At 65.3% G+C, this 16,575-nt stretch carries 14 protein-coding genes; 7 read left to right on the top strand and 7 right to left on the bottom strand.

The genetic code is table 11. From position 1 onward, the window contains the following. Positions 1-4: 4 nt before the first annotated feature. Positions 5-769: a tonB-system energizer ExbB gene (gene exbB / locus I5E68_RS10625; protein ID WP_228726923.1), complete on the bottom strand. Its 765-nt coding sequence runs from the start codon at positions 767-769 to the stop codon at positions 5-7. Positions 770-1,251: 482 nt separating this feature from the next. On the opposite strand from exbB, the gene I5E68_RS10620 reads away from it, so the two are divergent. From I5E68_RS10620 to I5E68_RS10610, 3 genes are all read left to right on the top strand, one after another. After that, positions 1,252-1,509 carry an FtsB family cell division protein gene (locus I5E68_RS10620; protein ID WP_323982133.1) on the top strand — a complete coding sequence of 86 codons (258 nt, stop codon included), beginning with the start codon at positions 1,252-1,254 and terminating at the stop codon, positions 1,507-1,509. 410 nt (positions 1,510-1,919) lie between these two features. Further along, on the top strand, positions 1,920-3,005 hold the full coding sequence (pdhA, locus tag I5E68_RS10615) for a pyruvate dehydrogenase (acetyl-transferring) E1 component subunit alpha (RefSeq protein ID WP_197163602.1): 1,086 nt from the start codon (positions 1,920-1,922) through the stop codon (positions 3,003-3,005). Next, a complete protein-coding gene (locus I5E68_RS10610) occupies positions 3,005-4,396 on the top strand; it encodes a pyruvate dehydrogenase complex E1 component subunit beta (RefSeq protein WP_197163601.1) in 1,392 nt (463 codons plus the stop codon). The genes pdhA and I5E68_RS10610 overlap by 1 nt, the downstream gene beginning before the upstream one ends. Positions 4,397-4,521: 125 nt before the next feature. Here I5E68_RS10610 and I5E68_RS10605 read toward each other — a convergent pair whose 3' ends face one another. From I5E68_RS10605 to I5E68_RS10595, 3 genes are read right to left on the bottom strand one after another with little or no spacing between them, the layout of a single operon-like run. Then, the gene (locus tag I5E68_RS10605; RefSeq protein ID WP_197163600.1) at positions 4,522-5,193 is read right to left on the bottom strand and encodes a pilus assembly protein; all 672 of its coding nucleotides are present in this window, start codon (positions 5,191-5,193) and stop codon (positions 4,522-4,524) included. Further along, positions 5,190-5,810 (bottom strand): TadE family protein, encoded by a 621-nt coding sequence (locus I5E68_RS10600; protein WP_197163598.1) that lies wholly within the window; start codon positions 5,808-5,810, stop codon positions 5,190-5,192. The genes I5E68_RS10605 and I5E68_RS10600 overlap by 4 nt, the downstream gene beginning before the upstream one ends. After that, entirely contained in the window at positions 5,807-7,681 is a 1,875-nt protein-coding gene (locus I5E68_RS10595; protein ID WP_197163597.1) for a Tad domain-containing protein, read from the bottom strand. Before I5E68_RS10595 ends, I5E68_RS10600 begins: the two co-directional genes overlap by 4 nt. Before the next feature lie 215 nt (positions 7,682-7,896). On the opposite strand from I5E68_RS10595, the gene I5E68_RS10590 reads away from it, so the two are divergent. Continuing rightward, on the top strand, positions 7,897-8,685 hold the full coding sequence (locus tag I5E68_RS10590) for a hypothetical protein (RefSeq protein ID WP_228726922.1): 789 nt from the start codon (positions 7,897-7,899) through the stop codon (positions 8,683-8,685). Between the two features lie 126 nt (positions 8,686-8,811). After that, positions 8,812-9,297, top strand: a complete 486-nt coding sequence (locus tag I5E68_RS10585; RefSeq protein WP_197163596.1) for an EF-hand domain-containing protein — start codon at positions 8,812-8,814, stop codon at positions 9,295-9,297. A gap of 3 nt (positions 9,298-9,300) precedes the next feature. Here I5E68_RS10585 and trmFO read toward each other — a convergent pair whose 3' ends face one another. Next, positions 9,301-10,680 carry a methylenetetrahydrofolate--tRNA-(uracil(54)-C(5))-methyltransferase (FADH(2)-oxidizing) TrmFO gene (gene trmFO / locus I5E68_RS10580; protein ID WP_197163595.1) on the bottom strand — a complete coding sequence of 460 codons (1,380 nt, stop codon included), beginning with the start codon at positions 10,678-10,680 and terminating at the stop codon, positions 9,301-9,303. A gap of 121 nt (positions 10,681-10,801) precedes the next feature. Here trmFO and I5E68_RS10575 point away from each other — a divergent pair, with 121 nt between their 5' ends. Continuing rightward, on the top strand, positions 10,802-11,485 hold the full coding sequence (locus I5E68_RS10575; RefSeq protein WP_197163594.1) for a hypothetical protein: 684 nt from the start codon (positions 10,802-10,804) through the stop codon (positions 11,483-11,485). Positions 11,486-11,528: 43 nt separating this feature from the next. Here I5E68_RS10575 and I5E68_RS10570 read toward each other — a convergent pair whose 3' ends face one another. Continuing rightward, positions 11,529-11,882 (bottom strand): DUF952 domain-containing protein, encoded by a 354-nt coding sequence (locus tag I5E68_RS10570; RefSeq protein ID WP_197163593.1) that lies wholly within the window; start codon positions 11,880-11,882, stop codon positions 11,529-11,531. A gap of 8 nt (positions 11,883-11,890) precedes the next feature. Beyond that, positions 11,891-14,701 (bottom strand): DNA gyrase subunit A, encoded by a 2,811-nt coding sequence (gene gyrA / locus I5E68_RS10565; RefSeq protein ID WP_197163592.1) that lies wholly within the window; start codon positions 14,699-14,701, stop codon positions 11,891-11,893. 378 nt (positions 14,702-15,079) lie between these two features. Here gyrA and I5E68_RS10560 point away from each other — a divergent pair, with 378 nt between their 5' ends. Further along, positions 15,080-16,399 (top strand): hypothetical protein, encoded by a 1,320-nt coding sequence (locus I5E68_RS10560; protein WP_197163590.1) that lies wholly within the window; start codon positions 15,080-15,082, stop codon positions 16,397-16,399. Positions 16,400-16,575 lie beyond the last annotated feature (176 nt).

Here is a 16,575-nt window from a genome sequence, read left to right as displayed (position 1 = left end):
CGCCTCAGCCTTCCTTGACGAGAGTGACCGCCTGGCCGCGGCTGAGATCGCGCGAGACGAGGCGCAGGATCGCGGCGGCGCTGTCCGAGACGATGGCACGGTGCGCGGCAATCTGGCGCGAGAAGTGGTTGTAGATCACCACTGCGGGGATTGCGGCGACAAGGCCGATGGCGGTGGCGAGCAGCGCTTCGGCGATGCCCGGGGCGACGACCGCGAGATTGGTGGTCTGCTTTTCGGCGATGCCGATGAAGCTGTTCATGATGCCCCACACGGTACCAAACAGGCCGACGAAGGGGGCGACCGCGCCGATCGTCGCCAGCACGTTGACGCCGCGGGTCATCGAGCGTGCGACGCGGGCCTCGTGGCGCTGGAAGCGCGAGACGATGCGCTCCTTGATGCCCTCGGGGTCGGAGATCGCATCGGCGGAGAGCTTGAGCTCGGCGAGCGCCTCGCGCACCAGCGGGGTGAAGGCGAGGTTGCCGTCGAGCGCGGCGTCGCGCAGCGAGCGCAGGCTCGAGAGCTGCTCGTGGACCTGCGCCTCGCTGCGGTTGGCCTTGCGCAGTTCGATGAGCTTGGCGACGAAGATGGTCCATGTCGCGAGCGAGGCGAGGGCGAGGCCGATCATCACCAGCTTCACCAGCCAGTCGGCCTGCACGAACATCGCGCCGACCGAGAGATCGCTGGGCAGAGGGACGGCTGCCGCCATTGCCGGCGTGGGCAGCAAGACTGCGGCGATCGGCAGGAAGGTCAGGTGCTTGTGTGCAGTCATCGTCGTCGGTCCCCCAGGATTGCGAGGAGATGTCGCTCTGTTGCGAATCATTTCCAACGCTCTTGCGAGCCATTCGCATAAGGTGGGCTTAGTTGCAAGTGGCTCGCAATTGCACTTTTGGTCCCTTGGCGACATGGGCCAAGGAGACCGGCGCAAATCCGAGGGTATTCATTCGATCAGGAAAAATTGAGATCGTGAATTGCGACGCAATTATGGTCTGCTCTTGCGTGCTGTGCGGGGCGCTGGTTCGGGTCTGATGTTCAGCTCGGAGTGTGCTCGCTCGACGGCCGGGCGAGTTTTCAACATGTTTCCACATGATTGGAGTGCATGGCGCGGCAGTTCGATTGCGCGGGACCTGTCGCAAGAACCGCGACTCGCCTATTAGATTGCGCTTGCAAGCCGGAATCACTTGTGATTCTATCGATTTCATGAGGACCATGCGGCAAGGGCCGAACATAGCCAGACAGCGCCTCGTTCAGGGCATGGCACTTGCCGTGCTGCTGGTCGTGGGGAGCGTCGCCGTCGCGGGTCCCAGCGGTATTCTCGCCTGGGGCGAGAACCAGCGCATGCTCGAGCAGCGCTCGGTCCGCATCGCGCAGCTGCGCGACAAGCGCGACCGCCTGCGCAACCGCGTCGATTTGCTTGCGCCCGATCACGTCGATCCCGATCTGGCCGGCGAATTGCTGCGCAGCAATCTCAATGTCGCGCGGCCCGACGAGATGGTGATGCTCGTTCCCTGAGTGTGTCGCGGGCGTGGTGAGGGGCGACCTTCTTACCAGTTCCTGCGTGCTGCTATCCGTTAGTCGAAGAAGTGGCCCGTGGCCGTGATGGTCGTGGGTGGCTTTGCGCCGTGGTGGCGTCACCCGCGACGACGCCAGTGGTCAGCCTCCCGGCGCAGGGTGCGGGCCTGCAATGTTTGGTCGGCCTGCAACGGAATCGGCGGCTCGTGCGTTCGGATCAAGAGATTGCTGCAGGTTTGCTGCAGTGCCGAAGTGAGCCTTGTGTTTCGTTAATTGCAAGTGCGGTTGCAATTATCGGCAGCTAAACCGGGTTCGACTCGCGGTCAAATTGGTGCCAGAGCGCTTTCTAACACGCCGATATGCACCTATATCGCGAGTGACATTGCCATCCTTACCCCAGGGGAGCACCATTGCCGAAATCTAAGAGTGACGCCGCGTCCGCGTCCGCCGCAGCGCCGGCCCAGAGTGATGCAGAGGACTTCGCCCTCGACAGCCTGCAGCAGGCACTCGAGGCCGATCGCCGCTACAAGGCCGACAAGGAAGAGCTGCTCAAGCTCTACGAGCAGATGCTGCTCATCCGCCGCTTCGAGGAAAAGGCCGGCCAGCTTTACGGCCTCGGCCTGATCGGCGGGTTCTGCCACCTCTACATCGGTCAGGAAGCCGTCGCGGTTGGCCTGCAGTCCGCGCTCGATGGCGACAAGGACTCGGTCATCACCGGATACCGCGATCACGGCCACATGCTGGCCTACGGTATCGATCCCAAGGTCATCATGGCCGAGCTCACCGGACGTGCCGCAGGCATTTCCAAGGGCAAGGGCGGCTCGATGCACATGTTCAGCGTCGAGCACAAGTTCTACGGTGGCCACGGCATCGTCGGTGCGCAGGTTCCGCTTGGCGCAGGCCTTGCCTTCGCGCACAAGTACAACGAGGACGGCGGCGTCGCGATGTCCTACTTCGGTGACGGCGCGGCCAACCAGGGCCAGGTCTACGAGGCCTTCAACATGGCCGCACTGTGGAAGCTGCCGATCATCTTCGTGATCGAGAACAACCAGTACGCCATGGGCACCGCGGTCAAGCGCTCGTCTGCCGAGACGCACTTCTACCGTCGTGGCGCGGCCTTCCGCATTCCCGGCATGCAGGTTGACGGCATGGACCTGCTCGAGGTCCGCAAGGCTGCCGAGATCGCGCTCGAGCACGTGCGCGGCGGCAACGGCCCCGTCCTCATGGAGCTCAACACCTATCGCTATCGCGGTCACTCGATGTCTGACCCGGCCAAGTACCGCAGCCGCGAGGAAGTCCAGGGCGTGCGCGACAAGCGCGACCCGATCGAACATGCCAAGGCCGAACTGGTCGAACTGGGCATGACCGAGGAAGCCCTCAAGGATCTCGACAAGCAGGTGCGTGCCACGATTTCGCAGGCCGCGGAGTTCGCCGAGAACTCGCCCGAGCCCGAAATGTCCGAACTCTACACTGACGTCCTGGTGGAGCGCTACTGATGGCGATCGAACTGAAAATGCCCGCGCTCTCGCCGACGATGGAAGAGGGCAAGCTTGCGAAATGGCTGGTCAAGGAAGGCGACGAGGTTTCCTCGGGCACGATCCTGGCCGAAATCGAAACCGACAAGGCGACGATGGAATTCGAATCCATCGACGAAGGCACCGTCGGCAAGATCCTCGTCGAAGAGGGTACAGAAGGCGTGAAGGTCGGCACGATCATCGCCATGCTCGCCGGTGAAGGCGAGGATGCTTCCGCGATCGAGGCGCCCGCGTCGAACGAGCCCAAGGTCGAGGCGCAGGACGTAAAGTCCGACGTCAAGCAGGAAACCGCTGCTGAAAGCGGCACTGGCAAGCTTGCCAGCGATGCAAAGCCCAAGGTGCGCGACGCCGAGATCCCGCATGGCACCAACATGAAGACCTCGACCGTGCGTGACGCACTGCGTGACGCGATGGCCGAGGAAATGCGCCGCGACGAGCGCGTCTTCGTGATGGGCGAGGAAGTCGCCGAGTACCAGGGCGCCTACAAGGTCACCCAGGGTCTGCTCGAGGAATTCGGCCCCAAGCGCGTCATCGACACCCCGATCACCGAATACGGCTTTGCCGGTATCGGTGCCGGTGCTGCCATGGGCGGCCTGCGCCCGGTGGTCGAGTTCATGACCTTCAACTTCGCCATGCAGGCGATCGACCACATCATCAACTCGGCAGCCAAGACCAATTACATGTCGGGCGGCCAGATGCGTTGTCCGGTCGTGTTCCGCGGTCCCAACGGCGCGGCCTCGCGTGTGGGTGCGCAGCACTCGCAGAACTACGGTCCGTGGTATGCTGCGGTCCCGGGTCTCGTGGTCATCGCGCCTTACGACGCTTCGGACGCCAAGGGCCTGCTCAAGGCCGCGATCCGTTCGGACGATCCGGTCGTGTTCCTCGAGAACGAGCTGGTCTACGGTCGTTCGTTCGAGCTGCCCGAGCTTGACGATCACTGCCTGCCGATCGGCAAGGCACGCATCATGCGCGAAGGCACCGACGTGACGCTGGTGTCCTACTCGATCGGCGTGGGCGTTGCCCTCGACGCCGCCGAGAAGCTCGCCGAGGAAGGCATCGAGGCCGAAGTGCTCGACCTGCGCACGCTGCGTCCGCTCGACAAGGAAGCCGTGCTCGAAAGCCTCGCCAAGACCAACCGCGTGGTCGTCGTCGAGGAGGGCTATCCGGTCTGCTCGATCGCGTCCGAGATCATCGCGATCTGCATGGAAGAGGGCTTCGATCACCTCGACGCCCCGGTCCTGCGCGTATGCGACGAGGACGTGCCGCTGCCTTACGCGGCGAACCTCGAGCATGCAGCCCTGATCGACGCCGACCGCGTCATCGCGGCGGTCAAGAAGGTCTGCTATCGCTGATATGCGCCAGTACCGGGCAACCGGCACGGCCTGACAGACAGCAAAAGGGCCCGGCCAGCTGAGTGCTGGCCGGGCCCTTTTCGTTGGTGGCACGTACTTGTCCGTGTGCCGTACCGGCGCTCCGCTCAGCTGTCGGAATAGGTCGCGCAGTCGTGCACGGTCGCCGGGTTTGCCGCGTCGAGCTGGTAGACCTGCGAGAGGTCGCGACTGGCGCGTACGTTGTACGAGGCGATCGACTCGATCTGCGGCTCGCCGATCAGGGATTTCGAGACGAGGGGCTGGTACTCGTACTGGATCTCGACGAAAGCGACCGCATCGTCGTCCATCGCCAGCACCGTGCGCCCGGCATAGCCGATGCCGTTGGGCAGGATCTCGCCCTCGTCGCCGAAGCTGGAGTTGGCTTCGAGCATGCCCATGCAGCGCTGCCAGTGAATATACTGCTTGCCATTGGCATTGACCTCGAGGCTCGACAGGATGACGCGGCCATTGCCGTACAGGTCCATGCCGTTCCCGGCCTGGATCGAGGCCCCGAGCAGCAGATCGTTGATGTCGCTTTCGTAGATCTTGCGGTTCTCGAGCGTGGAGGTGTCGCCGATGCGCGAGGCGTTGTCGGCGATGTGCGTTGCCAGTTGGCCGACCTTCATGGTCGTGAGCGAATAGTTCGCCAGTTCGATGCCGTAGAGGCCCGCGCCCAGGAAGAAGGGCAGCATCAGCGCAGTCTCCGTCACCGCGACCGCGCGTCTTTCTCGAAGCAGGCGCCGCAGCATGCGGGGGGCGTGGGCAAGCTTTGCGATCATGGGCAATTTCCGATGTGCGGGGTGGTCTCGGACAAGTCGTAGGGCTGGTTGCGCAGCACGGTGGTGGCATTGAGGGTGAAATCGGATCCCATGCCCAGCAGCGCGGTAACCGGGAAGGGGCGCGGATAGGTGATTTCCACCTGGTAGAGCACCGCGTCGCGTGCGCCGCCCATGCCCTGCTTGCCGCGGTCCGCGTCCCAGTGTCCGTTATTGTTGGCATCCTCGTAAGGCTCGCCGTAGTCGCACTTGCCGTTGCCGTTGAGGTCATCGTAATCCTCGGGCTTCCCGACGTCGGAGAACGAGCTGTAGGCGGTGCGGGTGAAGGTCAGTTCGGCTGCAGGAGCGAGCCGGTGAACCATGTCCGTGACCGACTGGTCGAGACTGTCGGTCTTGAGCTGACTGCCCTCGATCGTGGCATCGCGCGCAGCCTTCTGGACCGCGCCTTCGAGCAGTTCGGCGGTATAGAGGTTGTAGCCCAGGTCGAACAGGCCGAACAGCGTCATGAGCAGGACCGGTGCGACGAGCGCGAACTCCACCGCGGCCACACCGCGTGTGTCACGCCTCAGGGCCGCCCGCGCAGCAGCGATGCGAGCCGAGTGAGCGGTTTTGCGGTTCATCGCACGATCCTCAGGTCGCCCATCGACTTGGCGATGGAATCGAAGGCGTCCGAAAGCTGGTCGGCGTCGTTTGCCTGGAACCAGTGGCCATTACCTGCGCAACTCTTGAGCATGTCGGTCATCTGCGTGCCGAAACCGATTACCCACACGGTGATGTTCTTCTTCTTCACTTCGTTGCAGGCGAAGGTGAAGCGCTTCTCCAGCGTTTGGGTCAGGGTGTAGGGCGAGGTTGGCGACCAGCGCCTCTCGCTGAGGGGCTCGACCCCGTAGGACCCGTAGCTCACATCCAGTGCGGAAGTCTCGCCGTCGGTGAGGAAGATCATGTGACGCGAGGTCGGGATGCGGCCAAGGTCGGCATTCTCGCTTGCGAACAGGCCGGTGGGCGAGAGCAGTCGTCCACCCCAGATCATGCCGATGTCATGATAGGTGCTGCCTTCGGCAACGAGCCCATCGACATAGCTGGCCACTTCGCCGGAGCTCATCTCGGCAAGCTTGTGTGCGCGGCTCGGACATGCGGAGAAGCCGTAATTGCTGGCCTGGAGGTAGTCTTCGTCGGTCAGCTTCGCGGCCTTGGACCAGCTACCACCGGTCGGCTTCATCGCGCGCAGGAACGAGACCTCGTGCAGGATCGGACGCCACTGCGTGCCGGGCCGCGAGGGATCGGGGACGCGGTCGATGTCGAGATCGATCGCGCGCGAGAGATCGACATTGTCGTAGTCGCTGATCTGGTAGGTGTCGCGCTCCTCGATGCAACCCTTGAAAGTGGCAGAGAGCTTGGCCGTGGCATACGGCGTTCCTGCCATCTGCGGCCATATCGTACCGCCCTTGTAGAGTGCATCGTTGCCGCTGCCCTTGAAGCCCGAGACGTCGAGTTCGACGCCCTTGTAGTTCCACTTGTAGATGCGTTTGGTCTCGGTGCCGTCGGCCTGTTTGACCGTGCGGTAGACATAGTTGCTGTACTGGGTGCCGGTCACGTTGACCTGGCTGCCAGCCCGCGCGCAGTTGTAGGCAGTGCCGTTGACGCGCGTGTCCCACACCTCCCAGCCACTGCCCGAACCATAGGCGATCATCTGCGAGGTCGCGGTGTTGCCCGGGCAGGCGGCGGCAGTGTAACCGGCAATCGCCGACTGGGTCCCGCTCTGCGGCGTATAGCTGTACTTGTACTTGGTCACGGTCTGGGTCTGACCGGTATCGGTCGCGACGCGGCCCTCGTAGCTGGCCTTGTCGACCATCCACTGCGACTTGAGCAGATAGCCCACGTTGACGTTGGTCGAGTAGGGGACGAAGCCGTAGCGGATGCGCACGCCGGCAGTCTTGCTGCCTTCGAGCTGAGCGTGGAAGTTCTTCACCACCTGCCGCAGGATGGAGATCTTGGGGGCGCTGTCGCCGGGATTGGTGTCGGCCATCGAGCCGGTCGTATCGAGCACCATCATCACGTCAGTGTTCGAGAAATTGAGCTTGGCCTGGCAAGCGACGCTGACCGGCACGACCATCTGGCCGAAAATGCGCATGATCGTGGTCGGCACGTCGGCGCTCGCGGTACCCGAGATCGAATAGTCGCTCTCGAGCGTCATGGCGAACTTGCGGTCCTTGGTCCCGTAGGAGCCGTAAGGAAAGTTGGCGTTGAAGAAGCGATTGCCGATGACCGAGACCTCGCCCGGAACGATGCCGTTGGTCACGACCGCCGAACCAAGCGCCTTGCGCGAGGCGAGGACGCCCGCGTCGCAGGCCTGCTGCAGGCGCGTCTCGGAGATGTAGCTGCGGCCCATGTCGATGCCGCCGCCGACGAGCGCCAGCATCGGCGCAAGCGCCGCTGCGAGGATCACGAAGGTGTTGCCCCGGCGATCCTGAAAAAGTCGGTTTTTCGACATTTGCGAGAGCCGCACGCATGCCGCTCTCGCACAAGTCCTCAGCTCTGGCTTCATGTTCTGGTAAAATTCCGCAACCCTGTAATTGATTGCAATGCCACGCCAGCCGTTAGAAACCGGATTATCTACATGGTTAACTTCCAGTGACCGTGGCCCCCGCGACGGGGGCGGGATCGGGGGCCAGGGCGCTTGGCCTTGCATGTGCGCGCGAGACCGTTATGACCCGCCGCGTGTCATCCGAGCCCAACGAAACCGTACCCGCCCCGCATGACGAGCGCGAGGCTGCGACCGCGCAGGACGCGGCTGCGGCCCGGTCTGTGTCTTCCCCGCCGGGCGATGTCGAACTGGAGCGCAACCTGCTCGAGGGGCTGCCTGCCGTGGCCCGCCTGGCGCTGGCCTATGCGCCACGCGCCTCCCGCCTGGACACGCTCGCGCTCTTCGCCCTCGATGCGCGTCTCGCCAATCTGCTGCGCCATTCGCGCGAACCGATGCTGGCGCAGCTGCGCATGTCGTGGTGGCGCGAGACACTGGCGCGCGACCACACCGAATGGCCCGCGGGAGAACCGCTCCTCGCAGCACTTGCGCGCTGGCAGGGCGGGCATCGCGGCATGGGCGCGCTGGTCGATGGCTGGGAAGCCCTGACCGCGCCCGCACCGCTCGATGCGGCTGCGTTCGAGGCGATGGCGCAGGGACGCGGCGCTGCGTTTGCAACGCTGGCCCGTGCACTGGGTCGCCCGCATGAGGCCGAAGCCGCAGACCTGCTCGGGCGCCAGTGGGCGCTGAGCGATCTTGCCGTGCGACTGCGCAACCCGCAGGAGTGCGAGACGGTTGGCGGACTTGCCCACGAGGCCGCGCAGCTGCGCACGCCGCGCGTCTCTCGTGCCCTGCGCCCGCTCGGTGTCGTCACTGCACTCTCGCTGCGCCGTCTCGAAAAAGGCGAGGAGGATGCCGCGCTCTCGCCGATGGCGATGCTGCGCGCCATGCGCGTCGGCCTCACCGGTCGCTGAGGTGTCGCGTGAGGGGCGCGTGAACCCCTTGTAATTTCCCCGAGCGGTCCCTGGGCTTCAGACTGGCGCGATTGCGCGCTGGCATCACCGATGGACAGCGCAGATCGAGGCGGCGGGGGATCGAGGATGAACCGCATCTTGCTTGGCGGCTTGCTGGCGCTGTGTCTGGCCGGGGTCGGTCTGTTCTGGCTGCAGGGCCGGGCTGAGATCGAAAGGGCTGCTCCCCCGCCATGGGTCGTCGCCTCGCAGACCATGGACGATCCCGAGAACCTGCCCGACCTCGGGATCGACGGTCTCGACGGGGTGCTCGGTCCCGAACCGCCCGAGGCGACCGAGCTCTCGCGCGAACAGCGCCGCTTTGCCGGCTATGACCGAAATTCAGACGGGCGCATCTCGCGCGTGGAGATGCTCTCGCGGCGCACCAGCACCTTCCGCAAGCTCGACAAGGACGGCAACAACCTGCTCACCTTCGAGGAATGGGCGGTGGTCACGGTCGACAGGTTCGAGGGCGCCGATGGCGATGGTAACGACTGGCTCAGTCCTGCAGAGTTCCGGACGACCGCGCCGCCGCGCAGCATGGCTTCGAGGAAACCGCGCTGCGCGTGCGATTAACGGTCAGGCCGCAGGCACCAGCCCCGCGATCCAAGGCGAAAAGTCCTCCTTGGCGCGGCTCGTGTAGGCTTCCTTGCGGGCCTTCTTGCTGACCTCGTGGAGAGGCGGGAACAGGCCGAAGTTGACGTTCATGGGCTGATAGCTCTCGGCCTCGGCATCGCCGGTGATGTGCGAAAGCAGGGCGCCCATCGCGCTTGTCGCGGGCGGCGCCTGCCAGGTACGCCCGGCCAGTTCGCTGGCAGTCATGAGCCCCGACATGAGGCCGACCGCCGCGCTCTCGACGTAACCCTCGCAGCCGGTGATCTGGCCCGCGAAGCGCACGTGCGGCGCGCTCTTGAGCCGCAGCTGGCGGTCGAGCAGGACCGGCGAGTTGAGGAAGGTATTGCGGTGCAGACCGCCAAGCCGCGCGAATTCGGCGTTCTCGAGCCCCGGGATGGTGCGGAACAGGCGGACCTGCTCGGCATGCTTGAGCTTGGTCTGGAAGCCGACCATGTTCCACAAGGTACCCAGCTTGTTGTCCTGCCGCAGCTGGACGACGGCATAGGCCCAGCGGCCGTTGGGATGTTCCTCGGTTGCCCAGTGCGGATTGTCGAGCCCGACCGGCTTCATCGGTCCGAAGCGCAGCGTCTCCACCCCGCGTTCGGCCATGACCTCGATAGGCATGCAGCCGTCGAAATAGGGGGTATTGGCCTCCCATTCCTTGAACGAGGTCTTCTCGCCCTCGATCAGCGCCTGATGGAAGGCTAGGTACTGCTCCTTGTTCATCGGGCAGTTGATGTAGTCCTTGACGCCGCCGCCCACTTTCGAGGGCTTGTCCCAGCGCGAGGCCATCCAGCACACGTCCATGTCGATCGTGTCGCGGTAGACGATCGGGGCGATCGCGTCGAAGAAGGCGAGGCTGTCCGCGCCCGTCGCCGCGCCGATGCTCTGCGCGAGCGAGGCTGCGGTGAGCGGGCCGGTGGCGACGATGGTCGTGCCTTCGGCCGGCAGGGTGTCGATGCGCTCGCGCACGATCTCGACATTGGGCAGGGCGCCGAGGCGCTTCTCGACCTCGGCCGAGAACACCTCGCGGTCGACGGCGAGCGCCGAGCCTGCCGGTACCGCGGCGACGGCGGCAGCGCCCATGATCAGCGAATCGCAGCGGCGCATCTCGTGGTGAAGCAGACCGACCGCGTTCTTCTCGTCGTCGTCCGAACGGAACGAGTTGGAGCAGACCAGTTCGGCAAGCCCGTCGCTGTTGTGCGCAGGCGTGCGCTCGCCGCCCTTGTCGGCGCTGGCCCCGCGCATTTCGGAAAGACGGACCTTGAAACCGCGACGGGCGAGCTGCCAGGCGGCCTCGCTGCCGGCAAGGCCGCCGCCGATGATGTGAACCTCTTGTGTCATGGCTTCGCGCCTAGCCCTTCGCGCGGCTGCGGAAAAGGGGCAAAGCTTTCGCAAAAGCCCGAGACACGATGGGGCGAGCGGTGTCATAGGGGCGCAAGTCCCTCGAAAACCGGAAGCTGCAATGCCGAGACGCGCCCTGATCGAACGCCGCCCCTGGATGCTCGCCAGCATGGCTGCGGCCATCGCGCTGGCCTGGGCCATGCTGGGCCAGCCCGCACCGGGCATCCAGTCGATGGTGCTCGCCTTTGCCGCGCTCGGCCTGCTCGCGGTCTATGCGCTCTTGCGCCACCGCGGCTCAGATACGCGTTTGCTGGGGCTGATGCTCGGCCTCGAGGGGATCGGGATGGCGCTTGGCGAGGTCTATCCGGGCGCCGCGCGTCTGGTGCTCATGCTGGGCTGGCTGGCGGGGCTGTCGCTGTTTCTCTCGCACCGCGTTCCAACGCCGGACATGGGACGGCGTATCGGTGCGGGCGCGCTGCTGATCCTGACGCCTCTGTTGTGCTGGTTCGCAGGCGATCGCGCTGGCGAGAGCGTGCCGCTGTTCTACGGACTCGCGCTAGGCGCGCTGGCGGGCGCTGCCTGGATGAGCTCGTTCCCGCAGGCGCGCGTCGGCATTGGCGGCGTCATGCTGGTCTTCTCGAGCGTCATCGGCATCGCGCGGGGGCCTGCGGTCGGTCCTGATCCCGCGAGCGCGCTGGCGGTCTGGGTGCTGTTCTACCTCGGCAACCTCGTGCTTGCGACGGGCGTCACCGGAGAACTGCGCCGCCGCGTCGATCACGCAGCGATGGACTGGAGCGGCAGGTAAGCAAAAGGCGCGGGGGGCAGCCCAGTTCAGGCCGGAGTTCGTCTCAGCCGGGCAGGGCGAGCGAGCCGTCCTCGTTCCACGCCACCGGCGCATGCGCGATGACCGCGGCCAGCGGCAGGTCGGCGTAGAGGTGCGGGAACAGCGCTCCGCCGCGCGAGACTTCCCAGCGTATCGCCGCCTCGAGTGCACGAAGATCGACCGCGGCTAGGTGGACATCGTCCTGTCCGGCGAAGTGCTTCTCGAGCGTCTCGCGGACTTGTCCCGCGCTCGACATGTGGATGTAGCCATCGGCAATGTCGATCGGAGCACCCCCGAAGGTCCCGTCCGCGAGCAGCGTATCGAGCTGCTCGCGGGTCAGGATCTTGTAGGCGACGTCAGGCAGGGGGGCGCTGGACATGACGCGCGTCAGGCCTCGCCCTCGTCAGTACCGGCGTCATCATCGCCCTCGGTCGCCTCGTCCGCAGCCGTCGGGGTCTCGATGCCGGTTTCGGCGGCAGCCTCGGCCTCGACCGCGGCCTCGATCACCTCTTCCTCGGCTTCCTCGTCGAGGCGTACCGCGGAGACGACGTGCTCGTCCTTGGCGACGTGGAACAGGCGCACGCCCGCCGAGCCGCGCCCGATGACGCGCAGCGTCGCGAGCGGGAGACGGATCATCTTGGCCTGGTCGGTGACGAGCATGAGCTGCTGTGCCTGGCTCGCCGGGAAGCTGGCGACGACCGGACCGTTGCGGCCGATGTTGTCGATATTGGTGATGCCCTGGCCACCACGACCGGTGCGGCGGTACTCGTAGGCCGAGGACATCTTGCCGTAGCCGTTGGCGCAGACGGTGAGGATGAATTCCTCACGCTCGGCCAGCTCTGCCTGTCGTTCGGCCGAAAGCGTCGATTCGCCCTCGCGCTCGCCCTTCCAGGGGGCGAACTTGAGGTACTCGTCACGCTCTTCGCTCTCGGTACCCACGCGGTGCAGGATCGAGAGCGAGATTACGCGGTCGTCGCCCTTGAGCGTCATGCCGCGAACGCCGGTCGAGGTGCGGCTCGTGAACTCGCGGACCTGATCGCCGGCGAAGCGGATCGCCTTGCCCTGGCGGGTAGCGAGCAGCACGTCGTCGGTCGGCTCGAGCAGCGCGACGCCGATGAGGTAGTCGTCGCTGGGCGTGCCGTCGGCGTTGGTGTCGAACTTCATCGCGAACTTGCCGTTGGACGGAATGTTCGCGAAGCTGTCCATGGAGTTGCGGCGCACGTTGCCCTTGGAGGTGGCGAAGACCACCGAGAGCTTGCCCCATTCCGCCTCGTCCTCGGGGAGGGCGAGCACGGTCTGGATGGTCTCGTCCTTGTCGAGTGCGGGCAGCATGTTGACGATCGGGCGACCGCGCGTGGCCGGGCCGCCTTCGGGCAGCTTGTAGACCTTGAGGCGGTAGACCTTGCCGGCGGTCGAGAAGAACAGCACCGGGTTGTGGGTGGAGGTGACGAACATCGTCGTCACGGCATCCTCGTCCTTCGTCGCCATGCCGGCGCGGCCCTTGCCGCCGCGTGCCTGCGCACGGAAGGTCGAGAGCGGGGTGCGCTTGATGTAGCCGTCCATGGTCACGGTCACGACCATGTCCTCGCGCTCGATCAGGTCCTCGTCGTCGATTCCGTCGAAGGCGGCGGTGATCTCGGACTTGCGCGGGGTGGCGTAGGCATCGCGCACCGCCTGCAGTTCCTCGCGCATGACCGCGTAGAGCTTCACGCGGTCTGCGAGGATCGAGAGGTATTCCTCGATCGCGACGGCCAGTTCCTTGAGCTCGTCGCCGATCTCGTCGCGGCCGAGCGCGGTGAGACGGTGGAGGCGCAGCTCGAGGATGGCGCGGACCTGGGTTTCGGAAAGGCGGTAGGTGCCGCCTTCCTGCTCGGCGTCGGGCTCGATCGCCTCGACGAGACGGATGTAGGGCGCGATCTCGCCGATCGGCCATTCCTTGGCGAGCAGGCGTGCGCGTGCATCGGCGGGGTTGGATGCGCCGCGGATCATCGCCACGACCTCGTCGAGGTTCGAGACGGCGACGACGAGGCCGAGCAAGATGTGCGCACGGTCGCGCGCCTTGTTCAGCTCGTACTTGGTGCGCCGGGTGATGACCTCTTCGCGGAACTGGATGAACGACTGTATAATGTCGCGCAGCGTCAGGATCTCGGGCTTGCCGCCGCGGATCGCGAGCATGTTGGCGGCGAAGTTCGACTGCGCCGGGGTGTTGCGCCAGACCTGGTTGAGCACGACTTCGGGCGAGGCATCGCGCTTGAGCTCGATGACGACGCGCATGCCTTCGCGGTTCGATTCGTCGCGGATGTCCGAGACGCCTTCGATGCGCTTGTCCTTGGCAGCCTCGGCGATCTTCTCGACGAGGTTGTTCTTGCCGACCTGGAAGGGGATCGAGGTGAGGACGATCGAACGGCGATCGCCGCGGCCCTCTTCGATCTCGTGGCGGCAGCGCTGCATGATCGAGCCGCGCCCGGTGGTGTAGGCATTGCGCGCGCCGCCCCGGCCCAGGATCAGCGATCCGGTCGGGAAGTCGGGGCCGGGAATGATCTCGAAGAGGTCCTCCGAGGTGATCCCCGGATTGTCCATCATGGCAAAGCAGCCGTCGATCACTTCGCCCAGGTTGTGCGGCGGGATGTTGGTCGCCATGCCGACCGCGATGCCGCCCGCGCCGTTGACCAGCAGGTTGGGGAAGCGGGCGGGCAGAACCTGCGGTTCGTGCTCGGCGCCGTCGTAGTTGGGCTGGAAGTTGACCGTGTCCTTGTCGATGTCGGACAGCAGCGCGTCGGCGACCTTGGCAAGGCGCGCCTCGGTGTAACGCATCGAGGCCGGCGGATCGGGGTCCATCGAGCCGAAGTTGCCCTGGCCGTCGATAAGCGGCAGGCGCAGCGACCAGTCCTGGGTCATGCGCGCCAGCGCGTCGTAGATCGCGGCGTCGCCATGGGGGTGGTACTTACCCATGGTATCGCCGACGATACGCGCCGACTTGCGGTAGGCCTTGGTCGAGGTGAAGCCGTTCTCGTGGCTGGTCCACAGGATACGCCTGTGCACCGGCTTGAGGCCGTCGCGAACGTCGGGAAGCGCGCGACTCACGATCACGCTCATCGCGTAATCGAGATAGCTCGTCTTCATCTCATCGACGATGTCGATGCGGGCGTATTCGCCCTCGGGGCCCGTCGGGTCGAGAATTTCGGTGTCGTCGCTCACGCGCTGTTTTCGTCTTCTGCTTGGCTGTCAGGAACGGAAAACATGCCCTAGGACATGCGCGAAGCGAAAGCCACCGGAACAGGCGGCGGGGCGGGCGATGTGTGCTCTTTTTCCACATCAAAGAGGCATTTTGCGCAAGTTTGCCGGGTGATGCGAGCCGTTCGGGCGACCGGTTGCAGCTTGAAGTGCGCTTCGTCGCGACTGCAGGGCGTGCGACGAGCCGCATTCAATGAACGTTCAGCGGCGCAACCCTATTCGCTTGGCAAGGTTGCCATTTATACAAATCGTCGCCAAACCGGCGCCGTCAGTTTTCACCGGGAGGCAGACCCGTCACCCCCGACGCGGTCCTCCCGACAGTTACGAGAGGAGTTGGCCTTCATGGCTCGCAAGTTCCTGATTTCCCGTATCGCACTCGCCGTCGCGCTGTCGAGCGGTGCTGCCGTCGCGCTCGCGCCGACCACCGCGCTCGCCGCGAAGAAGAAGGCCGACGAGGGTGCGGCCAACTACTCCAAGGAGTTCCGCGAGGCTGCAGGCCCGATCCAGGAGGCGCTCAACGGCGCCACCGCGAAGCTGCCCAACCCGCCGCAGGACGCCGACCTGCAGGCCGCCAAGGCCTCGATCGACGCCGCGCTGGGCGGTGATGCGATGGCTGCCTTCACCGCTGCCGAGGCTTCGGCCTCGACGCCCGACGACAAGAACGCGCTGGGCTCGATGCTGCGTACTTACGCGGTCATCACCAAGAACTCGGATGCGCGCCTGCGTGCGACCAAGATGATGCTCGACAGCGGCAAGGTCGCTGCCGCGAATGTCGGTCCGCTTAACTTCGATGCGGGTGTCACTGCCTATCAGGCGCAGGACTACGCCACCGCCGCGACCTACCTCAAGGCCGCCAAGGATGCCGGTTACAACGATCCCAACAACCAGCTCAACGCGGTTCTCGCCGACGCCTACAAGAAGTCGGGCAACACCGACGCTGCACTGGCGATGGTGAAGGCCGACATCGAGGCCGCGCAGGCTGCGGGCACGGCGCCTTCGGAAACCGCGATCCGCTCGGCCCTTCAGGCTGCATACGACAGCAAGCAGCTGCAGCCCTCGTCCGATTACGCCGCGATGCTGGTCAAGTACTACCCCTCGCCCGAGGCATGGAACGTCAGCGCCTCGATCGTGCGCCAGCTCGCCAGCCTGCCCAAGGACCAGAACATCGACCTGATGCGCCTGATGTACGCAAGCGGCGGCATGAAGGGCAAGCGCGACTACCTTGAATACCTCGAGAACGCCGATCCGCGCGCCTATCCGGGCGAGGCGCTCAAGGTCATGAACCAGGGCCTGTCCACCGGTGCGCTGACCAGCGCCGACCTCGGCGGCGAGAAGGCCGCGACCGAGGCGCGCGTCAAGTCGGACAAGGCTTCGCTGCCGAGCCAGGAAGCCGACGCCAACAAGTCGGGCGCGACCGTGCAGACGGTCAAGGCCGCTGGCGACGTGTTCCTCAGCTACGACCAGTATGCGAAGGCCGAAGGCTTCTACCAGCGCGCGCTGACGATGCCCGGTGCTGATGCCAATACCGTCGCGCTGCGCCTTGGCATGGCGCAGGCCATGCAGGGCAAGTCGGCAGAGGCCGAGGCGAACCTCGCCAAGGTCACCGGCAACCAGGCGGCCGTGGCAAAGCTCTGGTCGGCTTACGCTGCTGGCAAGTCCTGATCGGTTCTAGCAGCGCTGCGCTTTTCGAAGCGTGGCGCTGCCGGAGACCCGGACAGACAAAGAGAAAGGGCTGCGCATGGCGATGCGCAGCCCTTTTTCTGTTGGTCTGGCCTTGGAACTGCCCTTGTCCAGCGCCTGACCGGTCTCGGTCAGGCGCTGGACAGTCTTGCCGCCAG

This window comes from Novosphingobium aureum, assembly GCF_015865035.1.
GTDB lineage: Bacteria > Pseudomonadota > Alphaproteobacteria > Sphingomonadales > Sphingomonadaceae > Novosphingobium > Novosphingobium aureum.
The sequence above is the reverse complement of the archived record's forward strand: the minus strand, read 5'-3'. Positions and strand labels throughout refer to the sequence as shown.